Genomic DNA, 15,215 nt, shown 5'->3' on the forward strand with positions numbered 1-15,215 from the left:
AGGGGATCTGTTTTAAGCTGGGCTTTTCACTCCGGTCTGAACGCAGCGCGCAATCGCGCGATCACCTGCTGCACGGATTCTCCCTGAACCGGCGGCGGCGTAGGGCTTTCCCCAAACTCCCGCCACACAAACAGCGTCAGTTCCGCGCCATCGGTCAAGGCCTGCGCCTGGCCCTGCGCGCCAAAACCTTGCAGCCGCCGATAGCGCTCATCCCGCCAGAACGCGTCCTCCACCCAGTCATACACCGGGATAAAATGAAAATGCAGCGGGAAGCCCGGCATGTGCCCATAGCGGCTGATATACAGCCATTTCGGCTCCAGCTGCGCCTCCATCACCCGCTGGGTCTTTGCCAGCAACCCGCCCAACTCGGTCAGCGCCGCTTCCGGCATGTCACCCAGGGAGTGGGCTGGCGCCTTGGCGCCCAGCATCAGGTAACCGGGCAGTGCGGACGCCAGGTGGTGGTTGAGCCGCCAGTGTTCGGTTTCGTAAAGGACGTAGGTGGGGTCGATCTGCATAAGCGTATCCGTGAGAGCCGTGCAGGCAGGATACCTGTATCCCACAAAAGCGCTTGATCTGTGTCTATCGGCTGCCGCTCCAGGTGGATAGCCTCAAGCCCTGCACAACCATCATTGAGCCCATCATGGATCTGAACGCTGTCCCCTTTGGCACCACCGACTGGTCCACGGTCGAACCGGTTTCTCACCCTGGCGTGACGGGCAATGCCATATGGCGCACCGGTCACTTCGGCACCACCCGCGTGCGCATGGTCGAATACACCCCCGGCTACCTGGCGGATCACTGGTGCTGGCGCGGGCACATTCTGTTGTGCCTTGAAGGCGAGTTGCACACGGAGCTGGAAGACGGCCGCCAGTTCACCCTGACGGCCGGAATGAGTTACCAGGTGGGCAATGACATGGAAGGCCATCGCTCTTCGACGCGTGTCGGGGCGAAATTGTTTATTGTGGATTGAGGCGCACGATCAACTTGCCGAAGTTGCGCCCCTCCAGCAGTCCGATAAAGGCTTCGGGCGCCTGTTCCAGACCCTCGACAATGTCTTCGCGCCATTTGAGTTTGCCGTCGGCGATCCACTGTGCGGCCTCTTTGAGGAACCTGTCCTGTTGTTGATCGGCGAACTCGGTCTGGATAAACCCGCGTACGGTCAGGCTCTTGGCGAGAATGTCATGCATCGTGGCTGGCAGGCGATCAGCGGTGGCTTCCTGCAGGGCGCCATCGTTGTAGTGGGCGATCAGCCCGCACACCGGAATCCGCGCAAAGTCATTGAGCAGCGGCCGCACGGCATCCCAGACAGGCCCGGCGACGTTCTCGAAGTACACGTCGATGCCATTCGGGCATGCCCTGGCCAGTTGTTCGGCAAAGTCTGGGGCGCGGTGGTCGATGACCGCATCAAAACCCAGTTCGTCTTTCACAAACGCACACTTGTCCGCCCCACCCGCAATGCCCACGGCTCGGGCACCGTGCAGGCGAGCGATCTGGCCGACCACCGAGCCCACGGCTCCGCTGGCGGCTGCGACAACCACGGTGTCGCCGGATTTGGGTTGGCCAATGTTGAGCAGCCCGGCGTACGCCGTGAAGCCCGGCATGCCTAGCACGCCGAGGGCCGTGGTAAGGGGCGCGATGCTGGGGTCCAGGCGGCGCAGGTCGTGCCCGTCAGACACGGCAAAGCGCTGCCAGCCGGCGTAGGCCAGCACGAGGTCACCTTCGTGCCAGTCAGCGTGACGCGAGTGCGTGATACGCGCCACGGTGCCGCCCACCATCACTTCACCGATGCCGACGGGTTCGGCGTACGACTTGGCGTCGCTCATGCGCCAGCGCATGTACGGGTCGAGGGACAGGTAGAGATTTTCCAGCAGCACCTGGCCATCGGCAGGCGAGGGGATCGCAGCGTATTCGAGGCGAAAGTCGCTGGTTTTCGGGCGACCGTCGGGGCGAGCAGCCAATACGATGCGTGGGTTGCGGGGGTTATCCATGATGTTTGACTCACTGGTTGAACAGGCTGGGCAGCGTAGTCATCCGGTGGATATCAAGGTAGGGTGATAGCGGTTGATTCAGAGTTATGCCAAACATGATATCCGATGCCTTCGAACCCTATTTACTGCGCACCTTTGTCGCGGTGTGTCATCACGGCAGCCTCAGTGGCGCTGCGCAACAAGCGGGCAGGGCGCAATCGGCGCTGAGCGCCCAGATTCGTCGGCTCGAAGAGCTGCTCGGGCAACGCCTTTTGCGCCGTACCGGGCGTGGGGTGGTGCCGACCACCGAGGGCGAACTGTTGCTCAGCTACGCCACGCGCATCCTGGCGCTGGGAGAGACGGTGGCGACACGTCTCAAGGAGCGCACGGTAATGGGCACCGTGCGCGTCGGCCTTTCGGAGGACGTGGCGGTCTCGGCTTTGCCGGCCGCGCTGGGGCGGTTGCGGCGTGCCAGCCCGCACGTCCACATGGACATCACCGTGGACCACGGCGATGCCCTCGCCGAACGCTGGCACGATGGCTTGCTCGACGTCGCCATCGGCGCGAGCTCGGTGTTTGCCGCCGACCCCGTGCAGACCTGGAACATGCCTCTGTATTGGGTAAGCGGGATCGACGATGAGATCGACCCGGCACTGGCGTTGGATGTGATCGTGTATGCCGAGCCCTGCGCGTGGCGGCGCCTGATGTTTGATGCGTTGTTGAGCGCCGGTCGGGACTTCCGGGTAACCGTCACCAGCCCGAATATCGGCGTGATCATGGCGGCGGTGGAGAGCGGCTTGGGGGTCGCCCTGTTGCCTGCCGAGAATATTCGCCTGGACACCATGCGCGTGATCGCCCTGGGGCCCAACGCTAACCCGGCGTTGAGCGTCAACTACGGGTTATTTGCGGTGCCGCGCCAGACCGATAGCATCCGCGCCACGGTGGCGTTGCTCAGCGAGAGTTTTCACCTGATGACGCAGCCAAGGGCAAGTGGCCTGATCCTTTTCGATACAGTCCACCCAACTCCCGTGCCAAGCCGATAAGACGCTCGTTTGGCGTGGTGAGCGGGCTTGCCCCGCGCTGGGCTGCGAAGCAGCCCTAAAACCATGCACCGCGTTCTTTCAGAGGGGGGTGAGTGCTCGTGGGTGGGGCCGCTTCGCACCCCAGCGCGGGGCAAGCCCGCTCACCACAGCAAGCCCGTTCACCACAACAAGGCCGCTCACCACAGCAAGCACGCTCACCACAACAGAACTGACAAACATTCAGAACCCATCAGCCACAGCGGTCCTCAATGCATCTTGCTGTGATCCATCCCATCCAGGCCACGGGCAGGCGCGGTGACTTCAATCGCCTGCTTCTCGCCCTTGGCATTTTGCACGGTCAGGGTCAGGGGGACCTGGTCGCCTTCCTTGATCTGGCGGGTCAGGCCCATCAGCATCACGTGGTAACCGTCGGGGTCGAGGGGCACGGCCTTGCCGGCAGGCAGGGCTACCGAGTCCACTGGGCCCATGCGCATTACGTCGTCCTTCATGCTCATTTCATGGATCTGCACGTCCTTGGCCACTGGCGAGGCCACGCTCAGCAACGTGCTGTCGCTGTCGGCGGTGACGGTCATGAAGGCGCCGCTGGACGGCTGGCCCGGCACACTGGCGCGTACCCAGGCATCGGTGACTAGCACCTGGGCGCTGGCGTGGGCGGCGAGGCCCAGCAAGGTCATGCCGACCAGGGCGCGTTTGAGGTGTTGAACGGCAGTCATTAGCAGACCTCCATGACGGTGAGCAGGTCTTCTGCGCACTCTTTAGCAGTAAGGGATGCCTGCAGGCCCAGGCGCAGGTTGCCACGGGTATCGAACACGAAACTGGTGGCAGTGTGGGACAGGGTATAGGTGTCGCCGGCGGGAGTCTTTTCATAAAAGATCCCGAATTCCTTGGCCGCCACGGCGATTTCTTCCGGGGTGCCGTACAGCGCTTCGAAGCTGGGGTCGAAGGCCTTGACGTACTTGTCGAGAATCTCGGGCGTGTCGCGTTCCGGGTCCAGGGTGATAAACACCACCTGCATGATTTCGCCGTCGCGGCCCATCAGCTTCTTGGCCTGGGCGGCGCGCGCCAGGGTGGTCGGGCACACGGCCGGGCACTGGGTGAAACCGAAGAACACCACCGGCATCAGGCCACGGTACGAGCTGAGGGTGACGGTCTCGCCGTCGGTGTTCTTGAGCTTGAAGGTGCGGCCCATGATCTTGTCGCTCAAGTCCTTGCCGTACTTGAAGTTCAGCTTGGGGCTGTAGTCACAGCCGCCCAGCAGGCTGCCCAGGCCCAACAGGCCCATACCGGTCAGCACTTTGCGGCGGGTGAATAACGTACTCATCAACTGTGCATCCTGTGAAGCGCCTGCATTGCTCTGGATCAATACGTCAGGCTTTGAGGGCGCCCAGTCTACCAACCCTGGGAAGCACACGTAATCTGCGACGTTCTGCCACAGGGGCATGCCGCGCTTCATCCTTTTGCGGCTCCGGTGGTAGAGTCGCCGCCATGAAATTGAGCCACCCCGACCGTTCCCTGATTGCCTGGGCCCTGTACTTCTGCGTGCTGATGAACCTGTTCGTCTGCGGTTTGGGGCATGGGCAGATGATGGGCGAGGCACTCAATGGCATCGGCGGGGCGTTCTGTTCGCTGGATGGCAAGCAGGCGCCACTTTCCGACAAAGGGTTGGGCAGCCCGTCTTCCAGCAACATCTCGAACTACTTTGCCTGCCCCGTCTGCAACGCTTTAACCGTTGCGCTGGTGTTTCTGGTCGGCCTGGCCTGGTTGTTGGGCCTGGAGCGCACCCCGCGACCGGCCCATGAGCGGCGCAACAAGGCGCCGCCACGCTATGCCTGGCCCTCGGCCAACCCCCGCGCTTCCCCCGCATTCTGACGTATGCCCTGGGCCTCCTGAGACCAGGAGGCGTTCCATCGTCATGAATGTGAGTGCGTGTCATGAACCACCTGTTGCCCGCAGGCGCCCGCCGCCTGGTTAGCACGGCGTCCCGTCGCCTGCACGCGGAACCCGCGCCGCCTGAATACCCCAGCAATTGCCGCAGCTTCGTGCACCTGGATGCACGCCTGTTGCCGTATTGGCACACCCTGTTCGATATCTGCCCGGCGCTGCTCAAGCTCGACCCGCCCGAGGGCCTGAACCTGTTTCGCAGCTTTATGACCTGGGCCTATCGACACCGGCCGCCACGGGATTGGACCTACCATTTGAACGTCTGCCGCTGGCTGCTGGGTTCGGCGTATCGGTCGCAGATCGATGCAGAACCCATCGAGGCCTTTATGGCAGCGGCGGCTGCGCGCTGGGTCGACACGGATGACACCCCGGCCCAGGGTGTGGTCCTGGCCTGGCAGGGGTCGACGGTGTTCGACTGGAAGCGCGCCGCGTTGGCGGGCGCCGAACAGCAGGCGCTGCCGGGCACGCAATGGGATTTCGCCTGGTGCCCATTGAGCGCCCGGGGCGGGTTCAGCGGCTGGTTGCCGGTGCCATGAGGTGTTGGCGACTCCACGTGTCTGCGTCGGTCACGCCGATGAATTGCCGAGCGTTGAGCGGCCCGGCGGGGGTGATTGCGTTGTGGGCTTGGGTGGTGGAGAAGGGGGAGGATTTTCGGCGGGCGCGGGGCGGCTAACCCGGCGTCCTGCCGGGTTACCTACGGGTTCAAGCCTGCGTTCGGCCAGCGTGGTTGAGGGTCGCTTGAGATCAAGATCAAAAGCCTTGTGCGGCGTCATGCCGCGGTTCGGGGTTGATCGTGGTCAAGAGGTGGTGGAGTGGCAGTTCCCACACTGTGGGGAATTTCCTGGAGGACTGCGCCATGCCTTTGTCTCTTGCGCAATTGCGCCGCAACTACACGCTTTATGGTCTTCGTGATGATTGTCCGCAGGCGGATCCGTTGGTGTTGTTTGGTCAGTGGCTGGAGCAGGCACGCAAGACTGAGCTGCCGCCGGCCGAGGCTAACTGCATGGCCCTGGCGACGGTGGACAGTCAGGGGCATGCCCATTGCCGCATGCTGTTGCTCAAGGGGTTCAGTGCGCAGGGGTTTTTCTTTTTTGGCCATTACCAGAGTGCCAAGGGCCAGGAGTTGGCCGGCAATCCCCATGCCGCCATGACTTTTTTCTGGCCGGGGCTGGAACGTCAGGTGCGTGTCGAGGGGGCGGTGGTGAAGGCCGGTGCCGAGCTATCGGACGATTACTTTGATGCACGTCCGGTAGCCAGTCAGTTGGGCAGTTGGGCCTCACCCCAGAGTCAGCCTCTGGTCCATCGCAATGAGTTGGAAGGGCGTTTGCGTGAGGTCACCGAGCGCTTCGCCGGGCGCCAACCGCCACGGCCCGAGCATTGGGGAGGCTACTGCCTGCAACCCCGGCGTATCGAATTCTGGCAAGGCCGCCCCGACCGTTTGCATGACCGTCTCGATTATCGCTTGCACGACGGCGTGTGGCAGCGCACGCGTCTGGCGCCGTGACAGTATTTTTCAACACCTGGAGGTTGGCTCATGACCCGGTGTGACAGCGGCGAATGGCTGCCGATGGAGGAGGCCATTGACCGGTTGCTGGCCCAGTCACCGTCATCTCCGTCCACCGAAGTGATCGCGTTGACGGATGCCCTCGGGCGGGTGATGGCTGAAGACGTGTTTTCACCCCGCGACCTGCCGCGCTGGGACAACAGCGCCACAACCGGCTATGCCCTGCGTGCGCTTGACGTGCCTGAGCAGGGTGGTTACCTGCATGTGGTTGAGCGGCTCGCTGCCGTGGATGGCAAGGATGGGTCGTTGCAGGCCGGGCACGCTGTGCCGATCGTTACCGGCGCGCCGCTGCCGCAGGGTGCTGACACTGTGGTACCCCAGGCACGTTGCCGCGTCTACGGCCAGCGTATCTGGTGCCCACCCTTGTGCCGGGGCGAGCACGTGCGCAAGCGTGGCGGGGCATTGCAACGCGGGCAGCGCGTGGTGAGTGCGGGCATGCGCCTGCGCGCCCTCGAAATTGGCTTGCTGGCCGCTGCGGGCATTCCTAGGGTCAAGGTGTATCGGAGGGGGTGATAACCGAATCCCGGGCTGCCAGCCTTGATAGGGTGCTTCTGTTGTTTTGCGAGTGCGGCCTGTTGCTCCGCGTTCGCGGCGTGGGGTGCCGAGTCACTGTATAGCCGCTGACCGCGGCACCCGGTGCAGAGGCTCGATGGCGCTCGAGCCGCCGCCTACGGATGAACCGTCAACTGCCCGACCGGGGTTTGTCTTTGCTGGGTTTATGGGTATCAGCAGGCTTGACCGGTTTGGTCGGCTGCTTGTCGGTGTCTTTGGTCTTCTTGCTACTGTCCGAAGGGCTGCTGGGGTAGGTGCCCGGCGGCAGGGCGGAACCGGCAGCGCTGTCGCCACTCAGGGCATTCGCCGAAGGTTCGGGGTTATCGCCGAATGCGGCGAAGGCAGGGCCGGTGAGCAGGGCTGACAAGCCAACGATAAGCAAGATCCTGTGGGACGATCTGGTCTTCATGACGCAATCCCCTCGCGTGATGGGTCAAGAGCCTGGCTCAGTTCCAGGCTCTGGACATGCCTCGATCAAGCCGCCATTGGCTTGGTCGACTGCAATTTTTTATGCGCTGCTTTCATCGCTTCCATTTCAGCGCCCAATTCTTCAAGCAGTGCTTTGCCCAGCAGCTTTTTAGCCTGCGGGAACATCTCGGTTTCTTCTTCTTCGATGTGGTGCTCCAGCAACTCCTTGACCACTTTGACGCGACCGGAAAACTCCGTGGTCGAGGGCTCGGTCTGTTTCAGGTCCGGCAGCACCAGGGAGTCAACCGTGCGGTGCTCTTCCTTGGCTTCGTGGTACATGATGTCCTGTTCCTTGCCACCGGCCTTCCTGAACGCCGGGTAGAGAATTTCTTCTTCCAGTTTAGTGTGCAGGCTGATTTCCGCTTCCAGCTTGGCCAACAGCTCAGTACGTTTTTTTACCCCACGCTCGGTGGACTCACTCAACTGAGTCAGCAGGGCCTTTACGCGTTCGTGGTCAGCTTTGAGCAGGTCAATGGCATTCATGGGTGACACCTCACGGGAAACTCAGGGCGTGTCGACATGCACGCCTCGTCCAGTACAGCTGTGCATCAGTTGTACCAACTTGAGCTATTGCTAATTCGCCAGGTAATTCAAGGGGCTACAAGGACGGGAAGGTTGTACCGGTCGTGCAGGTTGCATGGTCGGTCGTGTGGGACGTTGCATTCCACCACCCCAGGATGTTTGCGCAAATTTTAATGAACCCTCGCGGCCGATGCTTGACCTAACGTATACGTCCTAGGAGGTGAAGCATGGAAATTCAATATGTCTGGATCGGCTTGGCGGTGATTCTGCTGCTGCTGGAATTGTGGGCGATCAATGTCGTGCTGCGTAGTACGGGGGGCTGGGAAACAAAAGGATTGTGGTTGGTGGTGCTTATTTTTGTACCGCTACTGGGCCTGATTGCCTGGGCGATGTTCGGGCCGAAACGCGAGATGCCGGAACAGCGTAAAAGCTGAGGTCAGGGTTGACACAAAACAGGCGCCATCGAGGCGCCTGTTTTCGTTGCGCTTTAAAAAATCAGCCTGCCAGAGTCTTGGCGATGGCTTCATTGAAGGCTGGCAGATCATCCGGGGTGCGCGAGGTAATCAAGGTCCAGCCATTGGCCTTGCACTGCTTGACCTCGGCGTCGACCCATCCGGCGGCGCCGGCGTTTTCCAGGTCAATCCGCACGCTTTTGTAGGAGGTGAGGGTTTTGCCCTTGATCACGCCGGCATCGATCAGCGCCCATGGGCCGTGACAGATCGCTGCCACGGTTTTGCCCGCCTGCACGAATTCGTTGATCAGCTTCAGCGCGGCCGCATCCTGGCGCAACGTGTCGGCATTGACGGTGCCGCCGGGAATGACCAGCGCATCGAAATCGGCGCCGGAAAGCTCGGACAGCTTCGCGTCGGACTCCACCGTCAGGTCCTTCTCGGTGTCGCCGACGAAGGTCTGGGTGGTGCCGCCTTTGCTGGAGCCGTGGGTCACGGTTGCGCCATAACCGCGCAGTGCTTCCAGGGGCTTGAGCAGTTCATCGCGCTCGATGCCGGTGTTGGAAGTGATGACCAGAATCTTCTTGCCGTTGAGGTGTGAACTCATGATCGAGTGTCTCCTGATGGGTGAGCGAAGGATGGGATATGGGAGAGTTGATCCGGCGGGGGCGGCAAAGGTTTAAATTAATTTGCGCTTATTTCCTGGGCGGTTGGCACGGGCAATTTCCTTGAACTATCCAAACCGGCAGGCCTCTGCTGCTTAAGTGCATGCCACTTTCTTTGAGAGTGCCCGCCACTCTTTGCGGGCCTTCATTTAACAGGAGACACACCATGACTGCCGACAAAACCCCAGCCCCCATCAGCTCTGAAGAAGCCCAGAAAGGTACGGAAAAACCAGCCAAGGGCCAGACCTTGGAACGCCCGAATCCGAAGACCGAAACCGTCGACAAAGTGCTGACGCCTACCTCGATCAAGGACACCGAACGCCAGACCGATGCCATCAACGAACAGGCCGCCAAGGCCGAGCGCAAGCTGGGCCACTGAGCATGGCCCGATCCATCACCGCGTCAGAGTTGGGCATCGAACTCAAGCCCGACGATGACAGTGGCCTGTTCAAGTGGTTTATCGCCAGCTTCCTCATGGGCAAGCGTATCCAGGCACCGATTGCCGCGCAGGCCTACAAGGTGATCGTGGAAGAGCAGGGCCGCGACACCGCGCGCAAGCTGCAGCACTGCACATCGCGTGAGTTGGTGGCCATGCTCGGACGCGCGCACTACGTGCGCTATGACGAAACCACCGCGCAACGTTTGCTCGACCTCAGCGCCAAGTTGAACGCCGAGTACGCCGGCAAGATCACCCACATGCGCAGTGCCAGCGAAAGCCGTGAAGCCTTCGAAAAACGCCTCGGCGAATTCGACGGTGTAGGCCCCAAGACCATCGAGATTTTCATGCGCGATGCCGCCAAGGTGCTGTTTTGACGGCCACCCTAATGGTGGGTTGTGCCGGTTGGAGTTTGCCGCGTGAATACTGGCCGGCGTTTGCCGGCGAGGGCACGCATTTGCAGCGTTATGCGTCGCGCTTCAATGCGGTGGAAATCAACAGCTCGTTCTATCGCCCGCACCAGGCGAAGACGTATGCGCGGTGGGCGCAATCGGTGCCGTCCGGCTTTCGTTTTTCGGTCAAGATGCCTAAGCGCATCACCCATGAATTACGCCTGCAAGGCTGCGAGGTCGCACTCGATGAGTTTCTCGGGCAATGCCAGCACTTGGGCGCGCAACTGGGCTGTCTGCTGGTGCAATTGCCGCCTTCGCTGAGCTTTGAACCGGGCGTGGCCGGCGCATTTTTCACAGCACTGCGCGAGCGTTTCGCGGGTGCTGTGGTGCTGGAGCCACGGCACGCGAGTTGGCTTGCTGCCGAGGAATTATTGCAGGACCTGCAGATAGGGCGAGTAGCGGCCGACCCGCCAGTGATCGAATCGGGCGATGCCCCGGCCGGTTGGCAGGGCGTGCGTTACTGGCGTCTGCATGGATCGCCGCGTATCTATCACAGTGCCTACGGGCCTGAACGGGTCCAGGCGTATGCGCATGTGTTGAGCGCCTCTGTGGAAGAGGGCATTCCCACCTGGTGCATCTTCGATAACACCGCCAGCGGCCTGGCTACCCCCGACGCGCTGTCGCTACTCGACCTCTACCCGCAGCACTTCCAACCCTAGCTGCTCATACGCCTCCACACTCGGCACATGCCACTCGGTGATCAACGTGTGAATGCGACTGCACGGCGCCACCACAAAGGGCTCCACCGCGCCGAGCTTGTCCGCCATGGTCACTGCCACCACGTGGGACGCGCTGTCGAGCAAGGCCTGCTTGACCGCCACCTCATCAAAATGCAGCGAGCTGATACCCACTTGCGGGTGCAACGCGCACACCCCCGTAAACAGCAGGTCGGCCTTGATGCCCTGGATCAGCCGCACGGTCTCATGGCCGCTGGTGGACAGCGTCGCCGGGTTGAGTTGGCCGCCGGCGAGAATCACTTTGACATCGGGATGGTCGGCCAGGGCGATGGCGATCATGGGGGACGGCGTGACCACGGTCAGGCGGATCGAGCGCGGCAATGACTGGGCGATCTGCAGGGTGGTGGAGCCGGAATCGAACAACACGATCTGGCCATCTTCCACGCGGTCGGCGGCCAGTCGTGCGAGGTGGCGCTTGGCCTCGTTGGTCTCGCCGACGCGGGTAAAGAAGTCTTTGCCAGTGTCCTTGGGCCGGGGCAGGGCACCGCCGTGCACGCGTTGCAACAGGCCGGCGGCGGCGAGTTCGCCGAGGTCACGGCGGATGGTGTCCTGGGACACGGCAAAGTGTTCTACCAGCTCCGAGGCGGTGACTTTGCCGTCGCGCTCCAGCAGCAATAGGATCTTCTGTTTGCGCAAGGAAGGCAGGTCGATATCGTGATGAGTGCTTTGCATGGTTTTGCGTCTTTGTGCGGGTTTATGCAAGATTAGTCGCCGCGCGTTCTGAACGCAATGGCTGGTTGTGCAGCCGATGGGCGGTTACTCTCAGTGCTCAGTTCAGGGAGAGGTGACCTAGATGTCGTTGATCACAACCATCGAAGATTTACGCAAGCTTGCGCAAAAACGTGTCCCACGGATGTTCTACGACTATGCCGATTCCGGCTCCTGGACTGAGAGCACCTACCGGGCGAATGAAAGTGATTTTGCCAGCATCAAGTTCCGCCAGCGTGTCGCGCGCAACATCGATGAGCGTTCGATACGCACCCGCATGATCGGCCAGGACATGGCCATGCCGGTGGCGCTGGCGCCTACCGGATTGGCCGGCATGCAGCACGCCGATGGCGAGATTCTGACCGCCCGCGCCGCTGCCGCATTTGGCCTGCGCTACACCTTGTCGACCATGAGCATTTGCTCCCTGGAAGACATCGCCGAACATGTCGGCCAGCCGTTCTGGTTCCAGCTGTATGTGATGCGTGACCGGGCCTTCATCGAACAATTGATTGAGCGCGCCAAGGCGGCCGGCGTGGATGCATTGGTGCTGACCCTCGATTTGCAGATCCTCGGGCAACGCCACAAGGACTTGATCAACGGCTTGTCGGCGCCGCCCAAGCTGACCCTGCCCAATATCCTCAACATGGCCACCAAGCCGCGCTGGGTGATGGGGATGCTCGGCACCAAACGTCGTGGCTTTGGCAACATCGTCGGGCATGTAAAAGGCGTGGCCGACATGAGTTCGCTGTCGTCCTGGACGGCCCAGCAGTTTGACCCGCGCCTGAGCTGGGACGATGTGGAATGGATCAAGAAGTGCTGGGGCGGCAAATTGATCATCAAGGGCATCCTCGATGTGGAAGACGCGCGTCTGGCCGTGAATGCCGGTGCCGACGCATTGGTGGTGAGCAACCACGGTGGTCGTCAACTCGATGGCGCACCGTCGAGCATCAGCCAACTGCCGGCAATCGTGGCGGCGGTGGGTGAGCGCATCGAGGTATGGCTGGATGGCGGTATTCGGTCCGGCCAGGACGTGCTCAAGGCGATGGCATTGGGGGCCAAAGGCACCATGATCGGCCGGCCGCATTTGTATGGCTTGGGGGCGATGGGCGAGGCGGGTGTGACCAAGGCGCTTGACATCATCGCCCGTGAGTTGGACGTGACGATGGCGCTGTGTGGCTATAACGATATACGCGAGGTGAATCGCGAGATTTTGTTGCCGGGTACATTTCCTGAAAGCGTTTATTGAGCAAAAAAAACGTAAAAAAATAAAAAGAGTTGTCCACGAAAACCGTGGGTATCTCTGTGGATAACTTTGCGAAGCCCCGGCTGGGTTGGCGATTTAAGCAGAGGTCAATATTTGATCAACTTAAGTTTTGGCCCAGCATGGGCTGGGTTTGCGCTTGACAGCCAAGCGCGAACCCAGTGCCGAAAAGCGATTTTATGAGTCGCCGTTGCGGCCTGTGGAGTGCGTGACAATCTGCGCCGGCATCTGCGCTTGCATCAGTTTGTCCAGTGCCTGGCCATAACTGCGACCGGCCAGGCTCATGCTGTTGTTATGGCTGGCACCAGGCACCAGTAACAGGCGCTTGGGTTCCTGGGCGGCTTCAAACAGCTGCTGGCTGAAACGCGGTGGCACATAACGGTCGTCGAGGCCATGCACCACCAGCAGCGGCATATGGATATCGGCAATCTTGTCGATGGAATCGAATTTCTGCGACAGCAACCAGCGCACCGGCAACGAGGTATTGGCCACGGCGGTGGCCACATCCGCCAACGAAGTAAAGGTGGACTCGATCACCAGCCCGCGCACCGGTAACGGTGTCTGCTTGCCCAGTTCGGCCGCCAGGTCGATGGCCACCGCGCCCCCCAGGGAGTGCCCGTAGATCAAGCGTTTTTGCGGGTCGGGTTGCAGCACCTGGAAGCGTTCCCACGCGATACGCGCGTCTTCATACACCGTGGTTTCTGACGGTAGCTCGCCGTGGCTCTGCCCAAAGCCGCGGTAGTCGATCGCCAGCACCGAATAGCCCAGGGCGTGCAGTTGCTCGATGCGAAACAGTTGGCCGGTCAGGTTCCAGCGCACGCCGTGCAGATACAGGATGGCCGGCGCGTCCTTGTTGTCGGCCGGGTACCACCAGCCATGAATGTTTTGCCCTGACTTGAAACTGGCGGGCTTGAGTTCGAATTCCTGCACCGCCTTGGGCAAGCCGCTGTACCAGCTGGCGGTGCCCGGCTCGATGCGAAATACCAGTTCGCGCTCCTTGTGTTGCAGCACGGCGCAGCCCACCGGCAGGCCGATGATCAACACCACCATGCACAACATGGGAAACCAGCGCAGGCTCAGGCGCGAGAGAAAACGAGAGGACATGTAGGTTCCAGGAAAAAGGTGAAGCAGGGGTTTTACCAGATGGTTTCCCCAGGCAGGAATTAATTCGACAGTCGTTATTGGGGATTGCTTGCAAAGTGTTACAGCGCTCAACGCCAGAGGCCGCAGTGGTCAGGGCCGAGCAAGGCCTAGGCAGTCGCCAGCCTCTGTACGCGGTTGCGCCCCTGGGCCTTGGCCAGGTACAACGCCTGGTCGGCCTGGGACAGCAGATGGGAAAGGTCATGGCCGGCCTCGTCGGTGGTGACGATACCGATGCTCACACTGAGGAAACCCGGCGCCAGCAGGTCCAGGCGGGCAAACGCCTGGCGAATCCGCTCGGCCACTTCGAAGGCGCCGGTTTCATCGCTGTCGGCCAGCAGGCAGGCGAACTCTTCTCCGCCGATGCGGGCGAACACGTCACCGTTGCGTAAAGCCGCCTGGGTCACCTGGCTGAAGGCGATCAGCACCTGGTCGCCCATGGGATGGCCGAAGCTGTCGTTCAGGCGCTTGAAGTGATCCAGGTCGCACAGCAACAGGGCCGCGCTTTGCTGGCGGCGGGCGCTGTCGGCCAACAGTTTTTCACCCTTGAGCATAAAGGCGCGGCGGTTGCCGATACCGGTCAGCGCATCACTGAACGCTGCCGCCTTGAAGCGCAACTCGGCACGCTCCTTGACCATCGCCAAGGTAACGTAGGCAATGCCGATGGCATACAGCATCGACTCGAACAGCATGAACGAGAAAAACGGCACGCCTTCACCGCCCGGAGCCTGGGCGCTCTTGATCGGCATGCCGGGGTCGAGAAAGGCGCGGACACCGTAAAAAAGGGTGTGCAGGAGTGTCAGCACAAGGGCCGGAAGGTAGGCCACTTCCAGCGTGTCACGCTGGCGCCACAGTTCCATGGCCGATAAAACCCCATAGCTGGCCGCCAGCACCGAATACAGCGTGACCCGTGCCGGCAGCGAGCCATAGAACTGCGGCACCAGGCACATCAGCAGCCATATTCCACACCCGGCAAAGATCCCCGGCACGCTGGGCTTGCGTTGCACAAAGGCGCGCATGGCGGTCCAGTTCATCGCCGCGCTGAGCAGCAGCATCACATTGCCGATGATCAGCGCGACAAAGTCCATGCCCACGCCGCGCACCACGATCAGCCCGGTGCCCAGCGACGCGAGCAACAACATGATGCCGAGGTAGCCCAGGGTCGGTTCACGGCCACGGCTCCACGCATGCACCGTGAGCAGGCCCATCAGGCAAAACACGAACACGGCCACTATCAAGAGCGTCGGGATGTGCAGCATCATTTCCTTGAACCTGGAGGGAGTCCTTGATGGGGCGCGATTGTAGCCGTA

The 15,215-nt window shown here is 61.5% G+C and carries 21 protein-coding genes; 11 read left to right on the forward strand and 10 right to left on the reverse strand.

Translation table 11 applies throughout. The annotated features are described in order from the left end of the window. Nucleotides 1-26: 26 nt before the first annotated feature. A complete protein-coding gene (locus KHP07_RS06435) occupies nucleotides 27-515 on the reverse strand; it encodes an HIT family protein (protein WP_214496814.1) in 489 nt (162 codons plus the stop codon). 125 nt (nucleotides 516-640) lie between these two features. Here KHP07_RS06435 and KHP07_RS06440 point away from each other — a divergent pair, with 125 nt between their 5' ends. Next, the gene (locus tag KHP07_RS06440; protein ID WP_078048848.1) at nucleotides 641-970 is read left to right on the forward strand and encodes a DHCW motif cupin fold protein; all 330 of its coding nucleotides are present in this window, start codon (nucleotides 641-643) and stop codon (nucleotides 968-970) included. On the opposite strand, the gene curA is transcribed toward KHP07_RS06440, so the two are convergent. Continuing rightward, complete coding sequence (curA, locus tag KHP07_RS06445; RefSeq protein ID WP_100490461.1) at nucleotides 957-1,988, reverse strand: NADPH-dependent curcumin/dihydrocurcumin reductase; 1,032 nt, start codon at nucleotides 1,986-1,988, stop codon at nucleotides 957-959. The two genes, KHP07_RS06440 and curA, sit on opposite strands and share 14 nt — an antisense overlap. 86 nt (nucleotides 1,989-2,074) lie before the next feature. On the opposite strand from curA, the gene KHP07_RS06450 reads away from it, so the two are divergent. Beyond that, complete coding sequence (locus tag KHP07_RS06450; protein ID WP_214496815.1) at nucleotides 2,075-3,010, forward strand: LysR family transcriptional regulator; 936 nt, start codon at nucleotides 2,075-2,077, stop codon at nucleotides 3,008-3,010. Nucleotides 3,011-3,255: 245 nt separating this feature from the next. Here the strand turns inward: KHP07_RS06450 and KHP07_RS06455 are convergent, their stop codons facing one another. Together KHP07_RS06455 and KHP07_RS06460 are read right to left on the reverse strand one after the other, a co-directional pair. After that, nucleotides 3,256-3,723 carry a copper chaperone PCu(A)C gene (locus KHP07_RS06455; protein ID WP_214496816.1) on the reverse strand — a complete coding sequence of 156 codons (468 nt, stop codon included), beginning with the start codon at nucleotides 3,721-3,723 and terminating at the stop codon, nucleotides 3,256-3,258. Then, nucleotides 3,723-4,331 carry an SCO family protein gene (locus KHP07_RS06460; protein ID WP_101221065.1) on the reverse strand — a complete coding sequence of 203 codons (609 nt, stop codon included), beginning with the start codon at nucleotides 4,329-4,331 and terminating at the stop codon, nucleotides 3,723-3,725. The genes KHP07_RS06455 and KHP07_RS06460 overlap by 1 nt, the downstream gene beginning before the upstream one ends. 164 nt (nucleotides 4,332-4,495) lie before the next feature. Between KHP07_RS06460 and KHP07_RS06465 the strand changes: the two genes are divergently transcribed. From KHP07_RS06465 to KHP07_RS06480, 4 genes are all read left to right on the forward strand, one after another. Beyond that, nucleotides 4,496-4,879 (forward strand): DUF2946 domain-containing protein, encoded by a 384-nt coding sequence (locus KHP07_RS06465; protein ID WP_078048844.1) that lies wholly within the window; start codon nucleotides 4,496-4,498, stop codon nucleotides 4,877-4,879. 62 nt (nucleotides 4,880-4,941) lie between these two features. Beyond that, nucleotides 4,942-5,487 (forward strand): putative natural product biosynthesis protein, encoded by a 546-nt coding sequence (locus KHP07_RS06470; protein WP_099491717.1) that lies wholly within the window; start codon nucleotides 4,942-4,944, stop codon nucleotides 5,485-5,487. Nucleotides 5,488-5,807: 320 nt separating this feature from the next. After that, on the forward strand, nucleotides 5,808-6,455 hold the full coding sequence (pdxH, locus tag KHP07_RS06475) for a pyridoxamine 5'-phosphate oxidase (protein WP_214496817.1): 648 nt from the start codon (nucleotides 5,808-5,810) through the stop codon (nucleotides 6,453-6,455). A gap of 30 nt (nucleotides 6,456-6,485) precedes the next feature. After that, on the forward strand, nucleotides 6,486-7,028 hold the full coding sequence (locus KHP07_RS06480; protein WP_214496818.1) for a molybdopterin-binding domain-containing protein: 543 nt from the start codon (nucleotides 6,486-6,488) through the stop codon (nucleotides 7,026-7,028). A 169-nt stretch (nucleotides 7,029-7,197) separates the two neighbouring features. On the opposite strand, the gene KHP07_RS06485 is transcribed toward KHP07_RS06480, so the two are convergent. Next, nucleotides 7,198-7,476, reverse strand: a complete 279-nt coding sequence (locus tag KHP07_RS06485; RefSeq protein WP_099491711.1) for a hypothetical protein — start codon at nucleotides 7,474-7,476, stop codon at nucleotides 7,198-7,200. A gap of 65 nt (nucleotides 7,477-7,541) precedes the next feature. Continuing rightward, nucleotides 7,542-8,018, reverse strand: coding sequence for a PA2171 family ribosome-binding persister protein (locus KHP07_RS06490; RefSeq protein ID WP_028616598.1), 477 nt, complete (start codon nucleotides 8,016-8,018; stop codon nucleotides 7,542-7,544). Nucleotides 8,019-8,284: 266 nt separating this feature from the next. On the opposite strand from KHP07_RS06490, the gene KHP07_RS06495 reads away from it, so the two are divergent. Then, nucleotides 8,285-8,491 carry a PLDc N-terminal domain-containing protein gene (locus KHP07_RS06495; RefSeq protein ID WP_078048840.1) on the forward strand — a complete coding sequence of 69 codons (207 nt, stop codon included), beginning with the start codon at nucleotides 8,285-8,287 and terminating at the stop codon, nucleotides 8,489-8,491. 61 nt (nucleotides 8,492-8,552) lie between these two features. On the opposite strand, the gene KHP07_RS06500 is transcribed toward KHP07_RS06495, so the two are convergent. Beyond that, nucleotides 8,553-9,113 carry a type 1 glutamine amidotransferase domain-containing protein gene (locus KHP07_RS06500; protein ID WP_078048839.1) on the reverse strand — a complete coding sequence of 187 codons (561 nt, stop codon included), beginning with the start codon at nucleotides 9,111-9,113 and terminating at the stop codon, nucleotides 8,553-8,555. Between the two features lie 224 nt (nucleotides 9,114-9,337). Here KHP07_RS06500 and KHP07_RS06505 point away from each other — a divergent pair, with 224 nt between their 5' ends. The 3 genes from KHP07_RS06505 to KHP07_RS06515 are packed head-to-tail and all read left to right on the forward strand — an operon-like array spanning nucleotide 9,338 to nucleotide 10,718. Next, nucleotides 9,338-9,550: a hypothetical protein gene (locus KHP07_RS06505; protein WP_078048838.1), complete on the forward strand. Its 213-nt coding sequence runs from the start codon at nucleotides 9,338-9,340 to the stop codon at nucleotides 9,548-9,550. A gap of 2 nt (nucleotides 9,551-9,552) precedes the next feature. Beyond that, complete coding sequence (locus KHP07_RS06510) at nucleotides 9,553-9,984, forward strand: DNA methylase (protein WP_100490464.1); 432 nt, start codon at nucleotides 9,553-9,555, stop codon at nucleotides 9,982-9,984. A gap of 11 nt (nucleotides 9,985-9,995) precedes the next feature. After that, nucleotides 9,996-10,718 carry a DUF72 domain-containing protein gene (locus tag KHP07_RS06515; protein WP_214497075.1) on the forward strand — a complete coding sequence of 241 codons (723 nt, stop codon included), beginning with the start codon at nucleotides 9,996-9,998 and terminating at the stop codon, nucleotides 10,716-10,718. On the opposite strand, the gene KHP07_RS06520 is transcribed toward KHP07_RS06515, so the two are convergent. Continuing rightward, nucleotides 10,683-11,468 carry a DeoR/GlpR family DNA-binding transcription regulator gene (locus KHP07_RS06520; protein ID WP_214496819.1) on the reverse strand — a complete coding sequence of 262 codons (786 nt, stop codon included), beginning with the start codon at nucleotides 11,466-11,468 and terminating at the stop codon, nucleotides 10,683-10,685. The genes KHP07_RS06515 and KHP07_RS06520 overlap by 36 nt on opposite strands. A gap of 121 nt (nucleotides 11,469-11,589) precedes the next feature. Between KHP07_RS06520 and KHP07_RS06525 the strand changes: the two genes are divergently transcribed. Next, entirely contained in the window at nucleotides 11,590-12,750 is a 1,161-nt protein-coding gene (locus KHP07_RS06525; RefSeq protein ID WP_078048834.1) for an alpha-hydroxy acid oxidase, read from the forward strand. 192 nt (nucleotides 12,751-12,942) lie between these two features. Here the strand turns inward: KHP07_RS06525 and KHP07_RS06530 are convergent, their stop codons facing one another. Both KHP07_RS06530 and KHP07_RS06535 read right to left on the reverse strand, forming a co-directional pair. Further along, entirely contained in the window at nucleotides 12,943-13,869 is a 927-nt protein-coding gene (locus tag KHP07_RS06530; RefSeq protein WP_100490465.1) for an alpha/beta hydrolase, read from the reverse strand. 146 nt (nucleotides 13,870-14,015) lie between these two features. Continuing rightward, a complete protein-coding gene (locus KHP07_RS06535) occupies nucleotides 14,016-15,167 on the reverse strand; it encodes a GGDEF domain-containing protein (protein WP_099491704.1) in 1,152 nt (383 codons plus the stop codon). Between the last annotated feature and the right edge of the window lie 48 nt (nucleotides 15,168-15,215).

It is taken from the genome of Pseudomonas sp. VS40, assembly GCF_018587885.1.
Classification (GTDB): domain Bacteria; phylum Pseudomonadota; class Gammaproteobacteria; order Pseudomonadales; family Pseudomonadaceae; genus Aquipseudomonas; species Aquipseudomonas pergaminensis.

Bases quoted from the DNA above. Each gene is read 5' to 3' on its own strand.
- KHP07_RS06440 (WP_078048848.1), top strand. From the start codon at position 641: ATGGATCTGAACGCTGTCCCCTTTGGCACCACCGACTGGTCCACGGTC.
- KHP07_RS06535 (WP_099491704.1), bottom strand. From the start codon at position 15,167: ATGATGCTGCACATCCCGACGCTCTTGATAGTGGCCGTGTTCGTGTTT.
- KHP07_RS06485 (WP_099491711.1), bottom strand. From the start codon at position 7,476: ATGAAGACCAGATCGTCCCACAGGATCTTGCTTATCGTTGGCTTGTCA.
- KHP07_RS06515 (WP_214497075.1), top strand. From the start codon at position 9,996: ATGGTGGGTTGTGCCGGTTGGAGTTTGCCGCGTGAATACTGGCCGGCG.
- KHP07_RS06480 (WP_214496818.1), top strand. From the start codon at position 6,486: ATGACCCGGTGTGACAGCGGCGAATGGCTGCCGATGGAGGAGGCCATT.
- KHP07_RS06490 (WP_028616598.1), bottom strand. From the start codon at position 8,018: ATGAATGCCATTGACCTGCTCAAAGCTGACCACGAACGCGTAAAGGCC.
- curA (WP_100490461.1), bottom strand. From the start codon at position 1,988: ATGGATAACCCCCGCAACCCACGCATCGTATTGGCTGCTCGCCCCGAC.
- pdxH (WP_214496817.1), top strand. From the start codon at position 5,808: ATGCCTTTGTCTCTTGCGCAATTGCGCCGCAACTACACGCTTTATGGT.
- KHP07_RS06450 (WP_214496815.1), top strand. From the start codon at position 2,075: ATGCCAAACATGATATCCGATGCCTTCGAACCCTATTTACTGCGCACC.
- KHP07_RS06525 (WP_078048834.1), top strand. From the start codon at position 11,590: ATGTCGTTGATCACAACCATCGAAGATTTACGCAAGCTTGCGCAAAAA.
- KHP07_RS06520 (WP_214496819.1), bottom strand. From the start codon at position 11,468: ATGCAAAGCACTCATCACGATATCGACCTGCCTTCCTTGCGCAAACAG.
- KHP07_RS06530 (WP_100490465.1), bottom strand. From the start codon at position 13,869: ATGTCCTCTCGTTTTCTCTCGCGCCTGAGCCTGCGCTGGTTTCCCATG.
- KHP07_RS06435 (WP_214496814.1), bottom strand. From the start codon at position 515: ATGCAGATCGACCCCACCTACGTCCTTTACGAAACCGAACACTGGCGG.
- KHP07_RS06460 (WP_101221065.1), bottom strand. From the start codon at position 4,331: ATGAGTACGTTATTCACCCGCCGCAAAGTGCTGACCGGTATGGGCCTG.
- KHP07_RS06500 (WP_078048839.1), bottom strand. From the start codon at position 9,113: ATGAGTTCACACCTCAACGGCAAGAAGATTCTGGTCATCACTTCCAAC.
- KHP07_RS06455 (WP_214496816.1), bottom strand. From the start codon at position 3,723: ATGACTGCCGTTCAACACCTCAAACGCGCCCTGGTCGGCATGACCTTG.
- KHP07_RS06510 (WP_100490464.1), top strand. From the start codon at position 9,553: ATGGCCCGATCCATCACCGCGTCAGAGTTGGGCATCGAACTCAAGCCC.
- KHP07_RS06495 (WP_078048840.1), top strand. From the start codon at position 8,285: ATGGAAATTCAATATGTCTGGATCGGCTTGGCGGTGATTCTGCTGCTG.
- KHP07_RS06465 (WP_078048844.1), top strand. From the start codon at position 4,496: ATGAAATTGAGCCACCCCGACCGTTCCCTGATTGCCTGGGCCCTGTAC.
- KHP07_RS06505 (WP_078048838.1), top strand. From the start codon at position 9,338: ATGACTGCCGACAAAACCCCAGCCCCCATCAGCTCTGAAGAAGCCCAG.
- KHP07_RS06470 (WP_099491717.1), top strand. From the start codon at position 4,942: ATGAACCACCTGTTGCCCGCAGGCGCCCGCCGCCTGGTTAGCACGGCG.